The sequence below is a fragment of the Duganella caerulea genome (assembly GCF_040362985.1).
GTDB classification, from domain to species: Bacteria; Pseudomonadota; Gammaproteobacteria; order Burkholderiales; family Burkholderiaceae_D; genus Rugamonas; species Rugamonas vulcania.
This window is the reverse complement of the sequence record NZ_BPWJ01000001.1, coordinates 902,754-922,765: the sequence shown is the minus strand read 5'-3', so window position 1 is coordinate 922,765 and position 20,012 is coordinate 902,754. Positions and strand designations below refer to the sequence as shown.

The 20,012-nt window shown below is 72.6% G+C and carries 15 protein-coding genes; 1 reads left to right on the top strand and 14 read right to left on the bottom strand.

Features of this window, described 5'->3' with window-relative positions; translation table 11 throughout:
* Positions 1-5 precede the first annotated feature (5 nt).
* Genes ACUJB0_RS03900 through ACUJB0_RS03835 form a run of 14 tightly spaced genes read right to left on the bottom strand, consistent with a single transcriptional unit; the run spans position 6 to position 17,531 of the window.
* Positions 6-299: a hypothetical protein gene (locus ACUJB0_RS03900; RefSeq protein ID WP_444844091.1), complete on the bottom strand. Its 294-nt coding sequence runs from the start codon at positions 297-299 to the stop codon at positions 6-8.
* Positions 296-1,057, bottom strand: a complete 762-nt coding sequence (locus tag ACUJB0_RS03895; RefSeq protein WP_444844090.1) for a WecB/TagA/CpsF family glycosyltransferase — start codon at positions 1,055-1,057, stop codon at positions 296-298. The genes ACUJB0_RS03900 and ACUJB0_RS03895 overlap by 4 nt, the downstream gene beginning before the upstream one ends.
* On the bottom strand, positions 1,017-2,273 hold the full coding sequence (locus ACUJB0_RS03890) for a glycosyltransferase family 4 protein (RefSeq protein WP_444844089.1): 1,257 nt from the start codon (positions 2,271-2,273) through the stop codon (positions 1,017-1,019). Before ACUJB0_RS03890 ends, ACUJB0_RS03895 begins: the two co-directional genes overlap by 41 nt.
* Positions 2,270-4,234, bottom strand: a complete 1,965-nt coding sequence (locus ACUJB0_RS03885) for an acyltransferase family protein (RefSeq protein ID WP_444844088.1) — start codon at positions 4,232-4,234, stop codon at positions 2,270-2,272. The genes ACUJB0_RS03890 and ACUJB0_RS03885 overlap by 4 nt, the downstream gene beginning before the upstream one ends.
* Positions 4,221-5,528 (bottom strand): O-antigen ligase family protein, encoded by a 1,308-nt coding sequence (locus tag ACUJB0_RS03880; RefSeq protein ID WP_444844087.1) that lies wholly within the window; start codon positions 5,526-5,528, stop codon positions 4,221-4,223. The genes ACUJB0_RS03885 and ACUJB0_RS03880 overlap by 14 nt, the downstream gene beginning before the upstream one ends.
* Positions 5,509-6,435 (bottom strand): glycosyltransferase family 2 protein, encoded by a 927-nt coding sequence (locus ACUJB0_RS03875; RefSeq protein WP_444844086.1) that lies wholly within the window; start codon positions 6,433-6,435, stop codon positions 5,509-5,511. Before ACUJB0_RS03875 ends, ACUJB0_RS03880 begins: the two co-directional genes overlap by 20 nt.
* A complete protein-coding gene (locus ACUJB0_RS03870) occupies positions 6,416-7,705 on the bottom strand; it encodes a lipopolysaccharide biosynthesis protein (protein ID WP_444844085.1) in 1,290 nt (429 codons plus the stop codon). The genes ACUJB0_RS03875 and ACUJB0_RS03870 overlap by 20 nt, the downstream gene beginning before the upstream one ends.
* Positions 7,705-8,787 (bottom strand): GDP-L-fucose synthase family protein, encoded by a 1,083-nt coding sequence (locus tag ACUJB0_RS03865; protein ID WP_444844084.1) that lies wholly within the window; start codon positions 8,785-8,787, stop codon positions 7,705-7,707. Before ACUJB0_RS03865 ends, ACUJB0_RS03870 begins: the two co-directional genes overlap by 1 nt.
* Before the next feature lie 9 nt (positions 8,788-8,796).
* Positions 8,797-9,969, bottom strand: coding sequence for a GDP-mannose 4,6-dehydratase (gmd, locus tag ACUJB0_RS03860; protein WP_444844083.1), 1,173 nt, complete (start codon positions 9,967-9,969; stop codon positions 8,797-8,799).
* 33 nt (positions 9,970-10,002) lie between these two features.
* Positions 10,003-11,322 carry an undecaprenyl-phosphate glucose phosphotransferase gene (locus tag ACUJB0_RS03855; protein WP_444844082.1) on the bottom strand — a complete coding sequence of 440 codons (1,320 nt, stop codon included), beginning with the start codon at positions 11,320-11,322 and terminating at the stop codon, positions 10,003-10,005.
* Positions 11,319-12,977, bottom strand: coding sequence for an FAD-dependent oxidoreductase (locus tag ACUJB0_RS03850; protein ID WP_444844081.1), 1,659 nt, complete (start codon positions 12,975-12,977; stop codon positions 11,319-11,321). The genes ACUJB0_RS03855 and ACUJB0_RS03850 overlap by 4 nt, the downstream gene beginning before the upstream one ends.
* A 34-nt stretch (positions 12,978-13,011) precedes the next feature.
* Complete coding sequence (locus ACUJB0_RS03845) at positions 13,012-14,118, bottom strand: GNAT family N-acetyltransferase (RefSeq protein ID WP_444844080.1); 1,107 nt, start codon at positions 14,116-14,118, stop codon at positions 13,012-13,014.
* Positions 14,119-14,140: 22 nt separating this feature from the next.
* A complete protein-coding gene (locus ACUJB0_RS03840; protein ID WP_444844079.1) occupies positions 14,141-16,417 on the bottom strand; it encodes a polysaccharide biosynthesis tyrosine autokinase in 2,277 nt (758 codons plus the stop codon).
* A 19-nt stretch (positions 16,418-16,436) separates the two neighbouring features.
* Positions 16,437-17,531, bottom strand: a complete 1,095-nt coding sequence (locus ACUJB0_RS03835) for a polysaccharide biosynthesis/export family protein (protein WP_444844078.1) — start codon at positions 17,529-17,531, stop codon at positions 16,437-16,439.
* A gap of 217 nt (positions 17,532-17,748) precedes the next feature.
* Between ACUJB0_RS03835 and ACUJB0_RS03830 the strand changes: the two genes are divergently transcribed.
* On the top strand, positions 17,749-19,992 hold the full coding sequence (locus tag ACUJB0_RS03830) for a glycosyltransferase family 4 protein (protein WP_444844077.1): 2,244 nt from the start codon (positions 17,749-17,751) through the stop codon (positions 19,990-19,992).
* The last annotated feature ends 20 nt before the right edge of the window (positions 19,993-20,012 follow it).

Genomic DNA, 20,012 nt, shown 5'->3' with positions numbered 1-20,012 from the left:
CCGCCTCAGCGCGGGCCGGCCCCTTGCCACTTCCTGGCCGACGGGCGCAGCCGCTCCCGCCGGTCTCCCATCAGCGATCGCAGCTCTTCGATGCTGAGATCGCTGACCTCATGCATGCGCAACAGCAGCGTCGCGCCGATGTTGACGCGGCGGTGACGGATCTTGCTGATCGTCGGCGCCTCGATTTCCAGCAGCCGCGAGAGCGCGGCGTCGTTCTTCAAATGCAGCCGCTCCAGCAGTGCGTCGAGCAGGCGGGCGGGGTCGTATGGCGCGGCTGGCGGCGGCGTGGCGGCGTTCATTGCCGTTGCCGCCGCGTCGCCAGCATCTGGCGCAACAGACCGCACACGAACAGCGTGTTGGTGACAAGGTAGCGGCCGGCCAGCCTGCGCGGCTCGTGCCCGAGGCGGTACAACCACTCCAGGCCGTGATGCTGCCACCATGGCGGCGCCCGGCGCAGCGTGCCGGCATGGTAGTCGAAGGCCGCGCCGACGCCGATCATGGGCGCCTGCACGCGGCCGCAATGCGCGGCCATCCAGTACTCCTGCTTGGGGCAGCCCAGGCCGACGAACACCAGGTTGGCGCCGCTGGCGTTGATCAGCCCGACATCGAGATCGTCCTCGTCCTCGGTCAGGCGCCGGTACGGCGGCGCGATCGCCCCGGCGATGCGCAACCGCGGAAATTGGCGCCGCATCGCCGCCTGCAGCGCCGTCAGCGTGGCGTCGCTGGCGCCGTACAGAAACACCGACAGCCCGCTGCGCTCGGCCTCGCCGAGCAGGCGCCACATCAGGTCCGGGCCGTTGATGCGCTGTTGCGGCGTGCCGCGGAAATGGCGCAGCGCCCACGCGACCGGCGCGCCGTCCGGCGTGGTCATGTCGGCGTTGCCGATGACGCTGCCAAATGCCGGATCGCGCGCGGCGGTGACCACCGAGTGCACATTGCACATGCACGCGTAGCGGCTTTCGCGGCGCGCTCCCCAATCGAGCAACCTGGCCAGCGCCTGGCCCCAGTCGATGACATCAATAGGACTCTTCAGTACGATCTGGCGGTCGGAAGGCATGCGGTTCTCCTGGTTGGGTGGGAAGCAGGGTGTGGTAGATGGCCAGCAGTTGCTGGAAGTTGCGTTGCGGCGTGTAGTGCTGCAGATAGCGCGCGCGCGCCGCCAGGCCCATGGCGGCCATCGCCTGCGGATGGTCCAGCGCCCAGCCGATCTTGCGCGCCAGGTCGCCGGCGTCGCCGGGCGCCACCAGCAATCCCGTGACGCCATCCTCGATCAGTTCGCCGACGCCGCCGTGGGCGCTGCCGATCACCGCCAGCCCGCAGGCGAACGCCTCGATCACCGCCAGGCCGAACGTCTCCAGGCAGGTGCTGGGCGCGACCAGGAACAGGCTGCGCCGCATCTGCAGCCGCACCCGTTCGGGCGGCAGCGCGCCCAGCCACTGGGCCGGCGCCTGCGCGCGCACCAGCGGGGCCATCGGGCCGTCGCCAACCAGCGTCAGCCGGGACCGTCCCGCGCCCAGCCGCGTCATGGCGGCCAGCAGCACGGCGACGCCTTTTTCCTCCGACAGGCGGCCGACGAACAGGCCGCCGTCGCGCGGGCCGGCGGGCGGCGCGCCGCTGTCGCCGACGAAGTTGGGCTTGACGTGCAGCCGCGCGGCGGGCAGGCCGCCGGCGATGAACAGTTCGCGGCTGAAGCGGCTCAGGGCGATGTAGGCGCCGACCCGGCGCCGGTAGCTGCCCAGCAGCCGGTGCGTGGACAGCGCCGCCGCCGCCACGCCCGAGCGCAGCGCCGATCCGTGGTAGCAGCCGTGGAGCACCGCCCGCCATGGCACGCGGCCGACGCACTCCTGGCAGGAGCGCCCCTGGCGCAGCAGCATCGCCTGCGGACACAGCAGGCGGAAATTGTGCAGCGTCTGCACCACCGGGATCGCGCGCCGCGCCGCCGTCCAGTAGGGCGCCGCCGAGATCAGCGGGTAGGTGTTGTGGAAGTGGATCAGGTCCGGCCGCTGCTGCGCGCACAGGGCGGCGATGTCGCGCGCGGCGCGCGCCGACCACACCGTCGCCAGCGCGGCCGCCGCGCTGGCCCATGGCGACAATCCCGTCAGCTCGCCGTTGTCGCGCTGGTACGAGCTCACCTCCACGCCGTTGGCGCGCAGCAGGGCGGTTTCGGCCGCCACCACCACGTCCTCGCCGCCGCGCTGCTGATAGCGGTTGTGCACCACCAGCACGCGCAGCGGCCGGCCGCCGGCCTGGCGGTTTGGCGGCGGCCCGTTCATGGCGAGGCCGGCGCCGCAGCGCCCGCGTGGGTGATGGCAGGCGCCAGCGGGTTGCCGACCATCGTCATGTAGCGCATGCCCAGCAGGGCGGCGGCCCGGGTGTTGAGGTGATTGGCGTCCTTGTACAAGGCGGTGTTGCCGATCGCGGTCAGGCAGCGGACGGCGTCGCAGGACGCGCGCTTGGGATCGATCACCTGCAGCGCCGGCTGCTGCGCCTGCAGCGCGTCGATGACGCCGTCCATCGAGCCCTGTTCGTCGCGCACTTCGGCCGCGCTCATGTCGCAGTCGCTGCCGGCCGGGATCCAGCCCCGCTTGCGGAACAATACACAGCGCGACAGGTCGCGTTGCACCGAGGGGTTGTCCTTGAACACCACCAGCGTGGCGCCGGCGGCCGTGACCTGCCGCGCCACCGTGCGCAGGCGCGCGGCAAACAGCGCTTCCTCGCCCTTGTATTGCCAGCGGCCGGCCACCACCACGTAGCGGAACCGCGGCGCCAGCCGCAGCAGGTCGGCGTTGCGGCGCTGGCAGCCGCTGGCCGGTGCCGGTGGCGCCGGCGGCAGGTCGAGCGGATCGCAACTGCCTTCGACGAAGTACACCGCCCGCAGCGCCGCCCGGCGCGCCAGCAGGTCGACGAAGGGCTTGAAATGGTGGGCGTGCGAGTCGCCGTACAGCAGCACGCTGGGCGCGGCGGCACCGTCGGCGCCGAAGGCGCAGCGGCGCTCCAGGTGGGCCAGGCTGACGCCATGGTATTCGCCGGCGCGCTGCGCGCAGTCGCCGCCCAGGTCGCGTTCGAACGAGTAGCTCGACAGCAGCTCGCGGGCGTCGGCCGAAAAGCGCTGCGGCAACCCCTCGGTGCCGTACGACACCAGTCCGACCAGCAGGAACACCGCGGCCGGCGCCGCGTAATAGCGCAGCAGGCCCCGCCTGAACGGCGCCGGCCGCCGCCGCGCCGGCAGTTCGACGTAGCGCCAGGACAGCCAGGCCAGCGCGAACATGGCGGCCACGGCGGCGACAGCGGACGCGCCGCTCAGCTCGACGCGGCGGTAGCGCAGGAAGGACAGCACCGGCCAGTGCCACAGGTACAGCGAGTACGACATCAGGCCGATGCGCACCAGCCAGCGGTGACGCAGCAGCGCGCTGACCGGGTTGTCGCGCGCGCCGGCGTACAGCAGCAGCGCCGCCCCCAGGCAGGGGTAGAGCGAGCGCAGGCCGGGGAAGGGCGTGCCGCGGTTGAGCCACAGCGCCGCCCCCAGCGCCAGCGCGGCGCCGCCCAGCGCGCACAGCGTCGCCCGCGCGCGCGATGGCGGGGCGGCGCGCGCCACCAGCCACGCGGTCAGCGCCCCGGCCAGCAGTTCGTGGGCGCGGTAGGGCAGCAGGAAGTAGCTGCCGACCACGCCGGTGCGCCATTCCGACAGCGCCAGGCCCAGCGCGGCCAGCAGCGCCAGCAGCGGCACCAGCAGGCGCGGCGCGCGGCGCCACAGCCAGGGCAGCAGCAGCGGGTACAGGAAGTAGAACTGCTCCTCGACCCCGAGCGACCAGGTGTGCAGCAGCGGAAACTCCTCGGTGCGCTGGCCGAAGTATCCCCAGCTCAGCATGGAGAAGAACAGGTTGGACACGAAGCCCCACGAGGTCGCCAGCGAGGTGGTGTAGAACAGGTAGTCGTTGGGCGTCATCAGATAGCTGGCCGCCGCCAGCGTCACCGCCGACACCAGCGCGTAGGCGGGCAGGATGCGCACGATGCGGCGCTGGTAGAAGCGCGCCAGGCTGAACTCGCCCCGCTGCAGCGCCTGCGTGATGACGCCGGTGATCAGGAAGCCGGAGATGACGAAGAACACGTCGACCCCGGCAAAGCCGCCCGGCAGCGCGGCGGGCGACAGGTGGAAGGCCATGACGGCCAGCACCGCCAGCGCGCGCAGGCCGTCGATGTCGGCGCGGTAGCGGCCCGGTTCAAGCGGCGCCATGGCGTTCCCCGGTGGGCGGCAGTCTGCAGGCGCCGACAAACAGCAGCGCCAGGAACAGCACCCACATCTGCCCGCGCGGCGAGACGTAGGAAGCCTCGGTCATATTGTGCAGCATGTACGGCAGCACGAAGGCCAGCGAGAACGGCGCGCAGCGCGCGGCCAGCAGGTCGCGCCGCAGGTGCCGCAGCGCCCAGTTGAGGAACACCAGCGCCAGCAGCAGCACGGCGACGATGCCGCCGTTGACGGCCAGGTCGAGCAGCCCGTTGTGGTAGCTGGAATAGGGCATGCCGGCCGAGGCGATCAGGTACGCATGGTCGTCGAAGCCCCATCCCAGCAGCGGGTGCGCGCCGATCGCCTGGTAGGCGTCGCGCCAGACGTCGTCGCGCCCGGTGAGCTTGCTGTCGCGGCCAAGCAGCGCGAACAACCAGCCCAGGTCGATCGCGCTGCCGATCAGCCGGTACAGCAGGAAGCCGACCGCGCCGCCCAGCACGAGGCCGAAGTACAGGCGGCGCCCGGCGTGGCGCCGCGCCAGGCGGCGCATCGCCAGCACCAGCAGCAGCGAGGCCGCCGCGCTCATCTTCGAGGTCACGCTGTCGGCCCCGGCCATGGCCGTGACGGCCAGCGCGCAGCCGGCCAGGTGCAGCCGGCCGACGCGGCTGCGCGCCTGGCCGTTGACCGCCAGCGCGCTGGCGTTGGCCCAGAAGGTGGTGAAGCCCAGCGCGCCGAGCGTGTTCGGGTGCACGGTCAGGCCCTGCCAGCGGGCCTGCCAGTCGATCGCCCACATCGGCACCAGCAGCACGGCGGCCACCTGCAGCGCCATGTTCGCGCCCAGCACCAGGCCGATGTCGCGCGGCAGCCGCTCCGGCTGGTGGCGGTAGTGCAGCGCGGCCGCCAGCGCGATCATGATCACGCCCAGGTTGTGCACCACGTTGAGCGCCACCTTTTCCGGCAGATAGGTCCAGCCGGCGCTGGCGGCCAGCAGCAGCATCAGCAGCAGCAGCGGCCAGTTGCGCCCCAGCACCAGGGCGACGCTGCGCGGACGGCCCAGCAGCATGCCGGCCGAGCACGCGTACAGGCCGCCGAGCATCAGCAGGTTGGCGGGTGAACTGAGCGTGTTGGCGCTGGAGGCGGCGGCCTGGGTCATGTCGGCCACGTCGGCCACCAGCATGGTGCGGCTGGGGCCGAGCGTGTAGTTGATCGGCAGGCCGGAGCTGGCCAGCAGCACCAGCAGCGGCAGTGCCTTGAGGCGGTCCGGGTGGCGCCGCGGCGCCGGGCTATCGATGGTGGCGTGCATGATACTCCTCGAAGTCGGCGGCGCCCAGGCAGCGCGAGAGCTGGCCGGCGGCGCCGGCCAGGCGCAGGGTCAGGGCCATGTAGGCCGGGTAGCTGGCCACGCGCAGCAGCGGCGCCAGCGCCAGCCCGCCCAGCAGCTGCAGCAGCTTGGTGGAAAACCACAGCACGCTGGCGCCGGCCCGGTAGCGCCGCACAAACACCCGGTAGTAGGTCTGGCCGCTGCGGAAGGCGCGCCGGCGCAGCCAGCGCGGCTGCAGGCGCAGCTCGGCGACCGGCTCGCTGACCTCGGCCTCGGCGCACCAGACCAGGCGCCGGCCCCGCAGGTGCAGCCGGTGGAACCAGTCGGTGTCTTCGCCGCCGGTCAGCCCGAAGGCCGGGTCGAAGCCGTCGCCGGCTGCCAGCGCGGCGCGCCGCAGCAGGACGTTGCCGGCGCCGCCGACGCGCACCGGCGCGCCGGTGGGCAGCGACGCCTTGCGGAAGCAGGCGGTCGTCCAGGCCGGCGCGTGCGGCGGCAGCACGCTGTGCACCGGGCCGAACACGACGTCGGCCTGGTAGCGGCCGGCGCACTCGAGCAGCGCCGCCAGCCACCCCGGACACGGCGTCTCGTCGTCGTCGATGAAGGCGATGAACTCGGCGCGGCACAGCGCCAGCGCGCGGTTGCGCGCCAGCGCGATATTCTGCACCGGTTCGATCTGGTAGAGCAGCGGCGGGCCGCCGGCCGCGCGCGCCTGCTCGACCACGGGCCGGGCGCTGCCGTCGCGGTCGTTGTCGATGACGATCACGCGCGGCGCAAGCGTGCCGGGGCGCTGGCCGGCCAGCGCGGCCAGCAGGGCGGCCAGCATGGCCGGGCGGCGGTAGGTGGCGATGCAGACGTCCACCGATGGCGGACTAGGCGGCGTGGCCGGCATGGCGGATCTCCTTCCAGATCAGGATCGCGAACACCAGCTCGCCGGCCAGCTGGCCGGCCACCGCGCCGGCGTGCGCGAAGTAGTGCATCAGCACCAGCGCGGCGCCGATCGAGACGGCGGCGCTGGGCAGGTTGAGCAGCGTCAGGGTGCGGAAGCGCAGTTGCATCTGCATCAGCTGGGCGCCGCCGCTGCGCGCCAGCTGGGCCACCAGCACCAGGCACCACAGCGTCACCATCGGCGCCAGTTGCGGCAGCCGCTGGCCCAGCACCAGCGGCGCCAGCCGGTCCAGCGACAGCAGCAGCAGCGCCGCGTAGGCCAGCGCCAGCAGCACCAGCGCCAGCGTCAGGCGGCCGGCCAGTTGCCGCATGCGCCGCGGCGCGCTGGCGCGCAGCGCGGCCAGGCGCGGCAGCGCCACCTTGTTGATGGCCGGCAGCAGGAACGAGAACGGCGAGATGAACAGGCGGCCGACATTGGCCAGGCCCGCGCCGGCCGGCCCCAGCACCAGCGCCAGCGCATAGGTGGCGCTCTGCGCCTGCAGCCAGGTCACGCCGACGCCGCCCAGCGCCCAGCGGCCGTGGCGCCACGCCGCCAGCCATTCGTCGCGCAGCGCCGCGCGCGCGTGGCGCAGCGCCAGCGGATGGCTGGCGTACGCGGCCGCGCTGGCCAGCGCCGCGCCCAGCGCGTACCACAGCAGCGCGGCGCCGGCGCCGGGCGCCGCGCCCAGCAGCGCCTGCGCGCCGATGCCGGCGCCCAGCGTGGCGATGGTCAGGCAGTTCACCAGCAGGGCCGCGCGCTCGCGCCGCCGCAGGTAGGCGTGGCTGACAAAGAACTCGGCGCCCAGCATGGCCGCCGCCGCCAGCGCGCTCAGCGGCACGAGCTGCCAGTGCGGCACCCGCAGCGCGGCCAGCGCCAGCGCCGCCGCCAGCGCCAGCGCCAGCAGCGCCGCCCCCATCAGCAGCACGCCGCACAGCACGCGGCCGGCGAACGCCGCCTGCGCGGCGCCGGCGCGCTCGGGCATCGCCACCGTCATCTGGGTCAGCAGCACGGCGTTGCCGACGCCGATGTAGAGCATGCAGGCGCCGTAGCACAGGCCGTACAGGCCGAACTGCTCGAGCGCCATGGCGCGCGCCAGGTACAGGTTGAGCGCGAAATTGCCGCCGCTGGCGACCCCCTGGTTCGCCAGGCTCAGGAGCAGGGCCCGGCCCAGCGCCCGGCCCTGGCGCGCGGTGGCCGGGACGGCCGGCGCCAGCGGGGAGGCGTGGCCGGCCATCAAAACGGCGCCTGCATGTTGGCGTAGGCGTGCCCCGGGTTGGCGGCGCTGCCGTACAGCAGGCGCTGGCCCGCCGAGTGGGCGTCCAGCGCGCGCGCGCGGGCGTCGCGCCGGCTGCTGGCCAGCGCGCGCTGGAACGCGTGGTAGGTTTCCTGCAGGCCGCGTTCGAGCGGGGTGCTGGCGCGCCAGCCCAGCCGGTTGATGCGGCTGACGTCGAGCAGCTTGCGCGGCGTGCCGTCGGGCTTGCTGGCGTCGAACACGATGTCGCCGCTGTAGCCCACGGTGCGGGCGATCAGCCGCGCCAGCGCGGCGATGGTGATGTCCTCGCCGCAGCCGATATTGATGTGCGACACGGTCGGCTCGGTGGCGCTGCGATACACGTCCTCGCTCAGCGCCATCACATGCAGGCAGGCCGCGGCCAGGTCGTCGACATACAGGAATTCGCGCGCGGCGGCGCCGCTGCCCCAGACCGTGACCGACGGCGCGCCGGACAGCCGGGCCGCGTGGAAGCGCTGCATCAGGCCCGGGATCACGTGGCTGTTCTCGCTGTGGTAGTTGTCGCCCGGGCCGTACAGATTGGTCGGCATGACGCTGCGGTAGCGGGTGCCGTACTGGCGGTTGTAGCTCTCGCACAGCTTGATGCCGGCGATCTTGGCGATGGCGTAGGGTTCGTTGGTCGGTTCCAGCGGGCCCTGCAGCAACGCCGATTCCGGCATCGGCTGCGGCGCCAGCCGCGGGTAGATGCACGACGAGCCCAGGAACAGCAGCCGCTGGATGCCGTGGCGCCAGGCCTCGTGGATCAGGTTGGTCTCGATGGCCAGGTTCGAATGGATGAATTCGCCCGGATAGCTGTGGTTGGCGTGGATGCCGCCGACGGTGGCGGCGGCCAGGTAGATCTCGTCGATGCGTTCGTTGCGCAGGAAGTGGCGCACCTGCTGCTGGTCGGTCAGGTCAAGCTGGTCGCGCTCCCTGGTCACCAGGTTGGCGTAGCCGCGCCGGCGCAGCGCGCGCACCAGCGCTGAGCCGACCAGGCCGTTGTGGCCGGCGACGAAGATCCTTGTATGCGGGTTGGCGTAGTGCATGACGGCTCCTTAGGGGGCGGGAACGGCGGAGGGGACGGGCAGCGCGCCGCCCGTGTTCGGCTGGGACTGGACCAGCGCCAGGTCGCTGCGCATCATTTCCCGCACCAGCTGCTCGAAGCTGTGGCGCGGCTGCCAGCCCAGCAGGCGGGCCGCCTTGCCGGCGTCGCCCAGCAGCGTCGGCACCTCGGCCGGGCGGAACAGCGCCGGGCTGACCCGCACCACGGTCTGGCCGGCGCGGCAGTGGCGCGCGGCCGGCGCGCCGGCGCGCACGCTGGCCACCGTGGCGTGCTCGCCGGGGCCGGCGCCGTGCCAGCGCAGCGCGATGCCCAGCTCGGCGGCGGCGCAGTCGACGAAATGGCGCACGCTGTGCTGGCGTCCGGTGGCGATGACGAAGTCGTCGGCCTGGCGCTGCTGCAGCATCAGCCACTGCATCTCGACATAGTCGCGCGCGTGGCCCCAGTCGCGCAGCGCGTCCAGGTTGCCCAGTTCCAGGCAGTCCTGCGTGCCGCAGGCGATGCGCGCCAGCGCCAGCGTGATCTTGCGGGTGACGAAGTCCTCGCCGCGGCGCGGCGACTCGTGGTTGAACAGGATGCCGTTGCACGCGTAGATGCCGTAGGCCTGGCGGTAGTTGACGGTGATCCAGTACGCGTACAGCTTGGCGACCGCGTACGGGCTGCACGGCGCGAACGGCGTGCGCTCCGATTGCGGCACGGCCAGCGTGGCGCCGTACAGCTCGGAGGTGGAGGCCTGGTAGTAGCGGGTCTGCGACGCCAGGCCCAGCGTGCGGATCGCCTCGAGCAGGCGCAGCGGCCCGAGCGCGTCGGCCTGCGCCGTGTACTCGGGCGCGTCGAACGAGACGCCGACGTGGCTTTGCGCGGCCAGGTTGTAGACCTCGTCGGGGCGCAGCGCCGCCAGCACCCGCGTCAGCGCGGCGCCGTCGGTCAGGTCGCCGTCGTGCAGGAACAGGCGGCCGCCGGCCGCGCGCAGCAGGTGGTCGATGCGGCCGGTGTTGGGCAGCGAGCTGCGGCGCCGCAGGCCGTGCACCTGGTAGCCCTTGGCCAGCAACAGCTCGGCCAGGTAGGCGCCATCCTGGCCGGTGATGCCGGTGATCAGCGCCACCCGGGCCGACAGCGGCTTGGACGGCGCCAGGGGGGGATGCAGCAGGGCGGGGGTGTCATTCATCTGGTTCTCCTTGGTGGGCGCGCGGGCGCGCGGTCAGTACACGTGGTCGCCGGTCCAGCCCTTGACGGCCGTCCACAGCACGATGCGCAGGTCCATCCAGAGCGACCAGTGCTGGATGTAGTACAGGTCCAGCTGCACCCGCCGCATCATCTTGTCGGGCGTGTCGGTCTCGCCGCGCGCGCCGTTGATCTGGGCCCAGCCGGTGATGCCGGGCTTGGCGCGGTGGCGCACCATGTAGACGTCGAGCAGCTTGCGGTACTGCTCGGTGTGCGGCAGCGCGTGCGGCCGCGGCCCGACCACCGACATCTCGCCGCGCAGCACGTTGAGGAACTGCGGCAGCTCGTCCAGGCTGGTGCGCCGCAGCAGGCGCCCGATTGCCGTCACGCGCGGATCGGCGCGCGTGGCCTGGGCGTCGCCGTCCTGCCCGGTCCACATGGAGCGGAACTTGTAGACGTTGAATTGGCGCCCGTTCAGGCCGACGCGCGGCTGCACGAACAGCACCGGCCCCGGCGAGTCGAGCTTGATGGCGGCGGCGATCAGCAGCATCAGCGGCGCCAGCGCCAGCAGCGCGGCCAGCGCCACCGCCTTGTCGAACAGGTATTTTTCGATCAGCTGCCAATGGCCGGGGCACAGGCAGTTGAGGTCGAGCACCGGAAAGCCGAACAGCGTCTGGCTGTGCTGGCTGAGGATCTGCAGGTCGCGGGTGTCCTGCAGCCAGCGGATGTCGACCAGCGTGTTGCGCAGCAGGTGCTGCAGGGTGACCACGTCGCGCCCGTCGCTCAGCGGCAGCGCCAGCCAGATCTGCTCGACCGGGTAGCGCGCCACGTAGCCCGGCACCAGGCGCGGATGGGCCACCCGGTCGATCCCGGGCGGCACCGGGCGGCCGGCGCGGCGGGGATGGCACAGCGCCTGGATCTGGTAGCGGCCGTCGCCGCCCTGGCGCACCCGACGGCACAGCTCGTCCGCGGCGGCGTCGCCGATGACCAGCACCCGGATGCGGGCCTGGCCGGCGCGCCAGGCCCGCCGCAGCAGCGCCTGCATGCCCAGGTGCCAGGCGCACAGCGTGGTCGCGGCCAGCGCCCACCACAGCGCCAGCCACAGGCGCGACAGCGCGCCGAGGCCGCCGCTGAGCGCGCCGAACAGCACGGCCAGGGCCAGCGTGGCGGCGCTGGCCAGCACCAGCCGGCCCACCAGCGGCCAGCGCGCGCGCACATCGTCCAGTTCGTACAAGCCCAGGCGGGGCAGCAGCACCAGCGCCAGCGCGCCGGCGGCCAGCAAGGCCAGGTCGCCCAGGCGCAGCGCCACCGCCAGCCGGTCCGGATGGCGCGCCCACTGGCCGCTGGTCGGGCTCATGCCGGCGCTCCGCTGGCGTGGGCGGCCAGGACCTCGGGCCGCAGCAGCCGCTGGTGCAGATGGTCGGCCAGGCGCAGCGCCAGCGCGGTCAGCGTGATGGTCGGGAAGTTGGCGCCGGCGGTGGGAAACACCGAGCTGCCCGCCACGTACAGGTTGCCGATGCCGTGCACGCGGCAGTGGCGGTCGACCACGCCGGCGCGCGGCGAGTCGTGCATGCGGGTGGTGCCCATGTGGTGCCAGGTGCCCTCGCGCTCCAGGCCGGGCGGCCAGGCGCCGCCCTCGAGCGGCGGATCGAGCGTCACCGCGGCCGCGCCGCCCAGTTCGAGCTCGGCGCCGATCAGCGCCAGCGTGCGGTCGAAGGTGCGCTGGACCAGCGTGCCCAGCCGCCAGTCCACCTGCACCCGCGGCATGCCGAGCTGGTCGCGCTCGGTGGGCGACAGCGTCACCCGGCTGGCCGGATCGGGCGCCGGTTCGACGATGATCTGGAACTTCACGCCGCGCACCAGCCAGCGCGGCTGCATCAGCCGCGTGGCGCCGTAGCCCAGCGTGTCGAGCGGGTGGCGCAGCATGGTGGCGGCGTCGCGCAGCGGCTGCCAGCCCGGCTGGTCCTTCTGCAGCGTGGCCTGCTTGTAGCGGAACAGCGCCTGCGCGGCCGGGCTGCCCTCGCCGGGAAACTGCGAGCAGAACCAGACCCGCGCGTTGAGCAGGCGCTCGCGCGCCAGCGTCTCGCCGGTCAGGCTCAGCTGGGCGGCGATGTGGTTGCCGCGCGCCGCCACCGCCGAGTTCATGTAGTGGTATTTGATGTCGTACAGCTTGTTGCGCGACCATGCGCGCGCGAACACCACCTTGCCCGACTGCATGCGCGGGTGGTCCATGAAGTAGCGGCCGACCAGGTCGTTGCCATTGCCCAGGCCGGCCGGCTGCGTGCGGTTCGACGCCAGCAGCAGGCGGGCGTTCTCGATGCCGCCGGCCGCCAGCACATACAGCCTGGCGTGCACCCGCAGGCGGCGTCCGCACAGCGTGCAGGCGTCGACGCGGCCCACCTCGGCGCCGGCGTGGTCGGTGGCCAGGTTGATGGTGTTGGCCCACAGGTAGACCCGCAGCTGGCGCGCCGCCTCCAGGTCGCGGCGGTACAGGCGGCCGAAGCGCACCGGCGGGCTGAACTGGGAGATGGTGTCGCGCACCTGGCCGCTCGGCAGCGGCAGCCGGCGCACGTCGTCGCGGCCGATGGCGCGCTGCCACCAGTCCGGGTCGAAGTTGTGCGGCCCCAGCTTGAGCACCGCGTGCGCGCGCAGATAGTACGGCGCCAGCTCGGCGGCGCCGAACGGCCAGCCGCTGTGCGGTATCCACGGGCGCGCCTCGAAGTCCCACGGGTCGAGCGGCCGGCACCATCCGCCCCAGCAGTTGCTGCTGCCGCCCAGGTAGCGGCTGCGGCAGCCGTCGGCGTAGTGGTAGGGCAGGCCGACGCTGGCGCCGCGGTACAGGTCGCGCGTGGCGTCGTCCGGCGCCATGCCGCCGCTTTCCAGCAGGCAGACGTCGATGCCGTGGCCGGCCAGTTCCAGCGCCAGCGTGATGCCGGCGGGTCCGGCGCCGATCACGCAGACGGTGGTGTGGACGGCGCTGTCGGGGGGCAGTTGGCGGCTGTCGATGAACATGGGGACTCCTTTGTCTGGGGATGGTGGTGGTGGCTCAGGCCCGGCCGCGCAGGCGCCGCCACGCGGCCAGGCAGCGCAGCGCGGCGCGCGCGGCCGGGTGGTCGCTGCGCGCGGCCAGCTGCAGCCGCAGCAGCGCGCGCCGGCGCAGCGCGGCGCCCCAGGTGCGCAGCGCCAGGCCAGGGTGGCGCAGCACCGTCAGCGGCGTGCGGTACAGCAGCAGCTGGTCGAGCGCGCGCTGCTGGCCGAGGAAGTGGCGCTTGTAGTCGTAGCGGCCCCACAGGAAGTGGAATTCCTTGCCGCCGCGCTCGATGCAGGCGCAGATGGTCAGGTAGCAGCACAGGAAGCCCAGGCTGTGGCGGTTGTACTCGGGGTCGTGCGCCAGCACCATCAGGAAATAATTGTCGCCGACGCGGTAGCTGATGGCGCCGGCGCAGACCCGGCCGTCGATGGTGATGGTGCCGACCAGGCCGCAGGCGGCCGCCAGTTGCCGCAGCTGCGCGCCCTGGCGCGCGTCCAGCGCCGAGCGCTTGTTCTTGCCGGCCATGCGCGCATGGTTGAGCGCGATGATGGCGTCGATCCCGGCCGGGCTGGCCGCGCCGCGCTCGGCGACCGTGAACTGGAAGCCGGGCGCCTCGTCGCGCAGGCTCTGCTGGTAGCGCCGCAGGTTGCGCCGGGTGTTCTTGCCCAGGCTGTCGGTGTAGGCGGCCACCGTGGCCGGCAGCGCGATCCAGGTGTCCTCCAGGTAGTCGTACTGCTGGCGCGGATGGCGCCAGTGGCCGCGCGCCACATGGACCGCGCGCAGCGACACCACGCGGGCGCCGCGGAAGTGGGTGAACACATAGTCGGCGAAGGCCTCGATCTCGGCGCTGTCCAGGCACACCACCTCGTTGAACACCTGCGCCACGCCGCGGTGCAGGCTGAACACCAGCAGGGTCCGCAGCTCGCTGCCCTCGAAGGTCGCGTAGGTGTGGGCCTGCGCCAGGTCGCGGCTGAACCGGAACTGCGCCAGCGTGGCGAACAGGTTGCCGTACAGCCGTTCCAGCGCCGGCCCGACCCAGGCGGGCACCTGGCCGCGCCAGCTGCATTGGCGCAGGCCGGCCGGGGGGGGCGGCGGGGCGATCGGGGCGGACGAGTCGGGCATGGCGGACCTCGGGGTAACGGTGTCAGGATTGGTGGGACAGGCGCGGCAGATCGGCGGCGGGCGCCGGCAGGCGGCCGCGCACGGTCATGTCGTTGAAGATCACGCCATGGGGCGCGACGCCGGCCTGGTTCAGGCGGTTGATCGAATCGTTCAGGTCGCTGTCGGTCGACACGCCGGCGCGCGCCACCAGGAACACGGTGCCGGCGTGGGTGCCCAGCACCAGCGCGTCCGACACCGTCAACAGCGGCGGCGCGTCGATCAGCACGCAGTCGTAGCGGGCCGACGCGGCCAGCAGCAGCGCGGCCAGATCGGGGTGCAGCAGGAATTCCGACGGGTTGGGCGGCAGCGCCCCTGTGCTCAGCAGGTCGAGCCGGTCCACCGCGGTGGCGCGGATCGCGGCCGCCAGCGCCAGCGATCCGCCGATCACCTCGCTCAGCCCGGCGTCGCGCTCCAGGTCGAAATAGCGGTGCAGCTGGCCGGCGCGCAGGTCGGCGTCGATCAGCAGCACGCGCTTGCCGCTGGAGGCCAGCACGGCGGCGAAATTGGCGCACAGGAAGGACTTGCCCAGGCCGGGCGTGGCGCCGCACAGCTGGACGATATTGTTGCGGCTGCGCGGCAGCGTCACCTGCAGCGCGGCGCGCAGGCAGCGCAGGCCGTCGACCGCCGGGTCGCCCGGCGCGCAGGTGGCCAGCAGCGGCCAGCCGGTGCCGGCGCCGGCCTTGTCGGCCTGGCGCCGCAGCCGCGTTTGCGCCGGGCTGTGCGGCACGTTGGCGTACACCACGCGCGCGCCCAGCAGTTGCTCGATCTGGCGCGGCGACTGGATGCCCTTGTTGAGCAGCCGCTCGAACGCCACCGCCGCCAGCGCCAGCGCCAGCCCGGTGCCCAGCGCCATGCCGAGGATGGCGCCGCGCTGCGGCCGGGTCGGTTTTTCCGGCAGCATCGGCAGGTCGATGACGCGCACGTTGCTGACCTTGCCCGCCTTGACCAGGCGCAGCTGCTGCGCCGAGTTCTGCAGCGCGCTGTACAGCTCGGTGTTGACCTTGACCTCGCGGCTGCGCTTGAGCAGTTCCTGTTCCAGCATCGGCAGCTGGCGGATGTGGGCGCTGCCGCTGGCCACTTCGCGCGCCAGCGCGGCCAGCTGGTGCTCGACCGCCTGCACCGCCGGATGCGCCGGCGTGAAGCTGGCCAGCAGTTCCTCGCGCTTTTGCTGCAGCTCGAGCAGGCGGGCCTTGTGGGCGGCCAGTTGCTGCAGGCTGATCTTGCTTTCCTCGGACAGGTCGATGGTGCCGCTCTGGTTGCGGAAGCGGTAGAACTCGGCCTCGGACTCGTCCAGCCGCTGCTTGATGTCGGGCAGCTGCTTTTCCAGGAAGGCCAGCGACTTCTCCGCCTCCTCCAGCTTGCGGGTGACGTTCTGGCGCGCGTATTCGAGGCCGATCTCGGTCAGCGTGTCGAACGTGGCCTTGGCGTCCGGGCCGCTCATGGTGACGCTGATCAGGCCGGACTGCTTGCCGATCTCGGCCACGAGCATCGCCTTTTGCACCTGTTCGATCGCGGCCAGCTTGGGCAGGTAGCGCAGGCGGAACTGCGCGCCCGGCAAGCCGTCCAGGCGCTTGATGCGCAGCGTGATCCGGCCCTCGGGCAGCGCCAGCGCCAGCGGCTGGCCGACCTGGCCGGCGACGTCGATGGCGCGGCTTTGCAGTTGCAGCCGGTAGCGGCCGGCGGCGCCGGCGGTCACCGTGAACGGCAGGCTCTGCAGCGGCTCCGGCACGAAGAAGTCGGCCACGTCGATCGCCTCCGCGCCCCAGGCGTAGCCGCCGTAGCCGAACAGGCCCGGTTGCGACAGCGTCTGGCGCTGGCGCGCCAGCGCGGCGCCGATCAGCGGGAAATAGCGCGGCGCGGCGTCGATGTACAGGCCGAGGGCGTCGACCGACTTGGCGATCACCATGCGCGAGCGGATCAGCTCCATCTCGGAGATCGCCGCGGCCTTGACGTCGAACATGGCGGAGATCTCGCCGATCATGTTCTTGGTGTTGTTGTTCGGCTGGCCTTCCTCCACGTGGATCAGCATGGTCGCCTCGTACACCGGCGCGGCCAGCAGCGCGTACAGCGCGCCCACCAGCGTGCACAGCGACACGATGGCGGCGATGCGCCAGCGCCGGTCGCTCAGCAGATACAGATAGCTGGCCAGCTCGATCTCTTCTTCGTGGTGGGGCAGCGGCGCGGCCGCCCGCAGGTGGGCCGGTTGCGGCGGCTGCGCGCCCTGCAGGCTGTGCGGCGCGGTGGGGAGGGGATGGTTCATGATGGGCTCGCGGTTGGGGTCATTGCTTGCCGGCGCTGACGGCCGAGGTCAGCGCGCCGGGAATCAACAGGCTCAGCGTCCGGTGCCAGCTGGCCAGCCCGGTCGCGTCGATGTACACCAGGTCGCGCGGGCGCAGCTCGAACGCCTCGGCCATGGCCAGCGCGCCGGTGTCGCGCGCGTCCAGCTGGTACAGCTCGTCGGTGCCGCCGCTGCGGCGCACGACAAACACGCGCCGGGCGTCGCCGGTCAGCGGGTTGATGCCGCCGGCCTCGCCGATCGCCTCGTTCAGCGACAGCCGGCCGTTGTGCATGGTCAGCGCGCGCGGCGCCACCACCTCGCCGCTGACGAACACCTTGCTTTCGTCGAGCGGCTGCACCCGCAGGATGTCGCCGTGGCGCAGCGTGATGCGCGACGGGTCGATGCCCTGCTGGATCAGCGCCGGCAGGTTGATGCGGTAGCGCTGGCCCTGGCGCAGCAGCGTCAGCTGGCTCTGGTCGCCGGCCGGCGTGACGCCGCCGGCGCGGTTGATCGCCTCGGTCAGCGTCATCGCGACATCGTTGATCGGCTGCACGCCGGGCGCCTTGACCTCGCCGTCGACATAGATCCGCTGGCTGCGGAAGGCCAGCACCCGCAGCGTCACGCGCGGCTGGTTGAACATCGGCGCCAGGCGTTGCGCCAGCAGGTCGCGCGCCTGCGCCGCGCTCAGGCCGGCCACCGGCACGTCGCCGGCGTACGGGAACTGGATGAAGCCGTCGTCGCTGACCACGAAGCCCTGGGCCGGCGCGGCGGCGGTGGCCTGCTCGACGCCGGCCAGCACCGGGGTCGGCGTGTTGAGCACCGCGCTGGCCAGCTCGGGATGACCCCAGACCACGATCGACAGGATGTCGGCGGCGCCGATCGCGTACGGCGGCGGCGCCATCGTCAGCGGCGTGATGTCCTGCTTGAGCCGTTGTTGCTGCTGCCGCTGGGCGTCGATCAGCGCGGGCGTGATCAGCACCGCGGTCGGGCCGTTCGGCGCGTCGCCGCGCGTGGCGCAGGCGCCCAGCGCCAGCGTTCCCGGCACGATGGCGAGCAGCAGGATGCGCCGTAGCTGGCGCCGCGGATAGGCTGGCATGAGAGTTCCCCGGTGTGGTGTTTGAGCTAGATTAAGGCGCGGGCCTGGCGGGACTTTGTCGAATGTCACCCCGGCGCCCGACATTGAGCAAGCCGTGCACTACCGTTGCGGCGCGGCGCGATCGCGTCGCCTTGTGACAGTAAGCAACCGGCGCCGCGCGCCAGCGTATTAAATGGCGTCATCTTCCCGTTGCTGTGCACCTCACCGAAAGGATCGTATGTTGAAGATCGCCATCGTTACCAATAGCCTGGCGCCGTACCGCACGCCGGTGTTCTCGGCGCTGGCCGCGCTGCCCGATATCCAGCTCCACGTCATCTGCTGCGTGAAGAATGAGCCGAACCGTTTGTGGGACTGCCCGCCGCCCGACTGCCCACTGACCGTGCTGCGGCCGCGCTTCCTGACCTGGCGCGGGCGCTATATCCACTGCAACCCGGACGTGCTGGACGCGCTGCGCGCCGGTGCCCCGGACGTGGTGGTCACGGACGGCTACAATCCGACCCATCTGCTGGCGTTCGCCTACGCGCGCCGGCATCGCATCGCCCATGTCCCGATGACCGACGGCACCGACGACTCGGAGCGCGGCCTGGGGGCGCTGCACCGGCTGGTGCGCCGCTACATGCTGGCGCGCAGCGACGCCTTCGTTGCCGCCAGCGCCGGCGGCCAGGCGCTGTACGACCGCTACGGCGCGTCGCACGCGCAGCGCTTCACGTCCTGCCTGTGCGTCGACAACGCCGCCTTTGCCGGGCCCCGGCCCGAACCGGCGTTCGACCTGCTGTTCTGCGGCCGCATCGAAGCGGTCAAGGATCCCGGCTTCGCGCTGGCGCTGGCGTTGGCGCTGGCGCGCCGCCTGCGCCGGCGGGTGCGCATCCTGTTTGTCGGCAGCGGCAGCCTGATGCCGTCCCTGCAGGCGACCGCGGCGCTGTTTCCCGGGCTGGTCGACGCCTGCTTCACCGGCTTCCTGCAGCAGGATGCGCTGCCGGCGCGCTACCGCGACGCCCGCGTGTTCGTCTGCCCGACCCGCTGGGATCCGTGGGGCGTGGTCATCAACGAGGCCTGCGCCGCCGGCCTGCCGGTGCTGGTGTCGCCGCACGCGGGCGCCGCGGGCGAGCTGGTGCGCGACGGCGAGAACGGCTATGTGTGCCCGCTGCGGCTCGAGCTGTGGGCCGAGCGCGCGCAGCAGCTGCTGGAGGACCCGGCGCTGCGCCAGCGCTTCGGCGCCAGGGGCCGCGAGCTGGTGGCGGACTACACCTTCGCGCGCGCCGCCGACGGCCTGCGCCAGGCCTGCCTGCGCGCGGCGCAGCGGCGGCAGATGCGCGAGGCCAGGCCGGACGGCTACCGCTCGTCGCCGCGGGTGCTGATCGTCGAGCGCCAGTTGCTGCATTACCGGGTCGGCTTCTACGAACGGCTGCGCGCGCGCCTGGCCGAGCGCGGCGTGGCGCTGCAGCTGCTGGTGGGCGAGGGCACGCCGGCCGAAAAGCTCAAGCGCAACGAGGATTTCCTGAGCTGGAGCGTGTCGATCCCGACCCGCTATTTTCTCGGATGGCGCGTGTGCTGGCAGCCGTATGGCCGCTACGCGCGGGCGGCCGACCTGGTCATTGTCATGCACGAGAACAAGATCCTCTACAACCTGTGGCTGATGCTGGTGCGCCGCCCGCGGCGCCTGGCGTTCTGGGGCCATGGCGCCAACTTGCAGTCGACCCGTCCGCAGGGCTGGAAGGAGCGCTTCAAGCGCTGGAGCATCGGCCGGGCCGACTGGTGGTACGCGTACACCGACCTGAGCGCCCGCCTGATCGCCGCCGCCGGCTTTCCGGCCGAACGCACGACCGTGGTGCGCAACGCGGTCGACACCGCGGACCTGGTGGCGCTGTGCCGCGGCGTCGATCAGCAGCAGATCGACGCCTGGCGCGCCAGGCTGGGACTGGAGCCGGGGCCGGTGGGGCTGTTCCTCGGCTCCCTGTACCAGGAGAAGCGGCTGGACTTCCTGCTGGCCGCGGCGCAGGCCGTGCGGCGCAGCGTCCCCGGCTTCCAGTTGCTGGTCGTGGGCGCCGGGCCGGAACAGCCGCTGATCGACGCCGCCGCCGCCGAGCACGGCTGGATACGCGCGCTGGGCACGCTGCACGGGCGCGACAAGGCGCTGGCACTCGGGGTGTCGGACCTGATCCTCAATCCGGGACTGGTCGGGCTGGGCATCCTCGATTCGTTTTGCAGCGGCAAGCCGATGTTCACCACAGACTGCGGCATGCATTCGCCCGAGATCGCCTATCTGGAGTCCGGCGTGAACGGCGTGATGACCGCCAACGACCTCGACAGTTATGCCGGCGCCATCATCGCGGCGTTGCGCGCCCCCGCGCAGATGGCGGCGCTGGCCAGGGCGGCGCGGGCCAGCGCGGACGGCTACACGATCGACGACATGGCCGAGCGCCTCAGCGCGGGGATAGAGCGCGCGCTGGCGACCGGCTAGGCGCCCGCCCGTCGACGCCG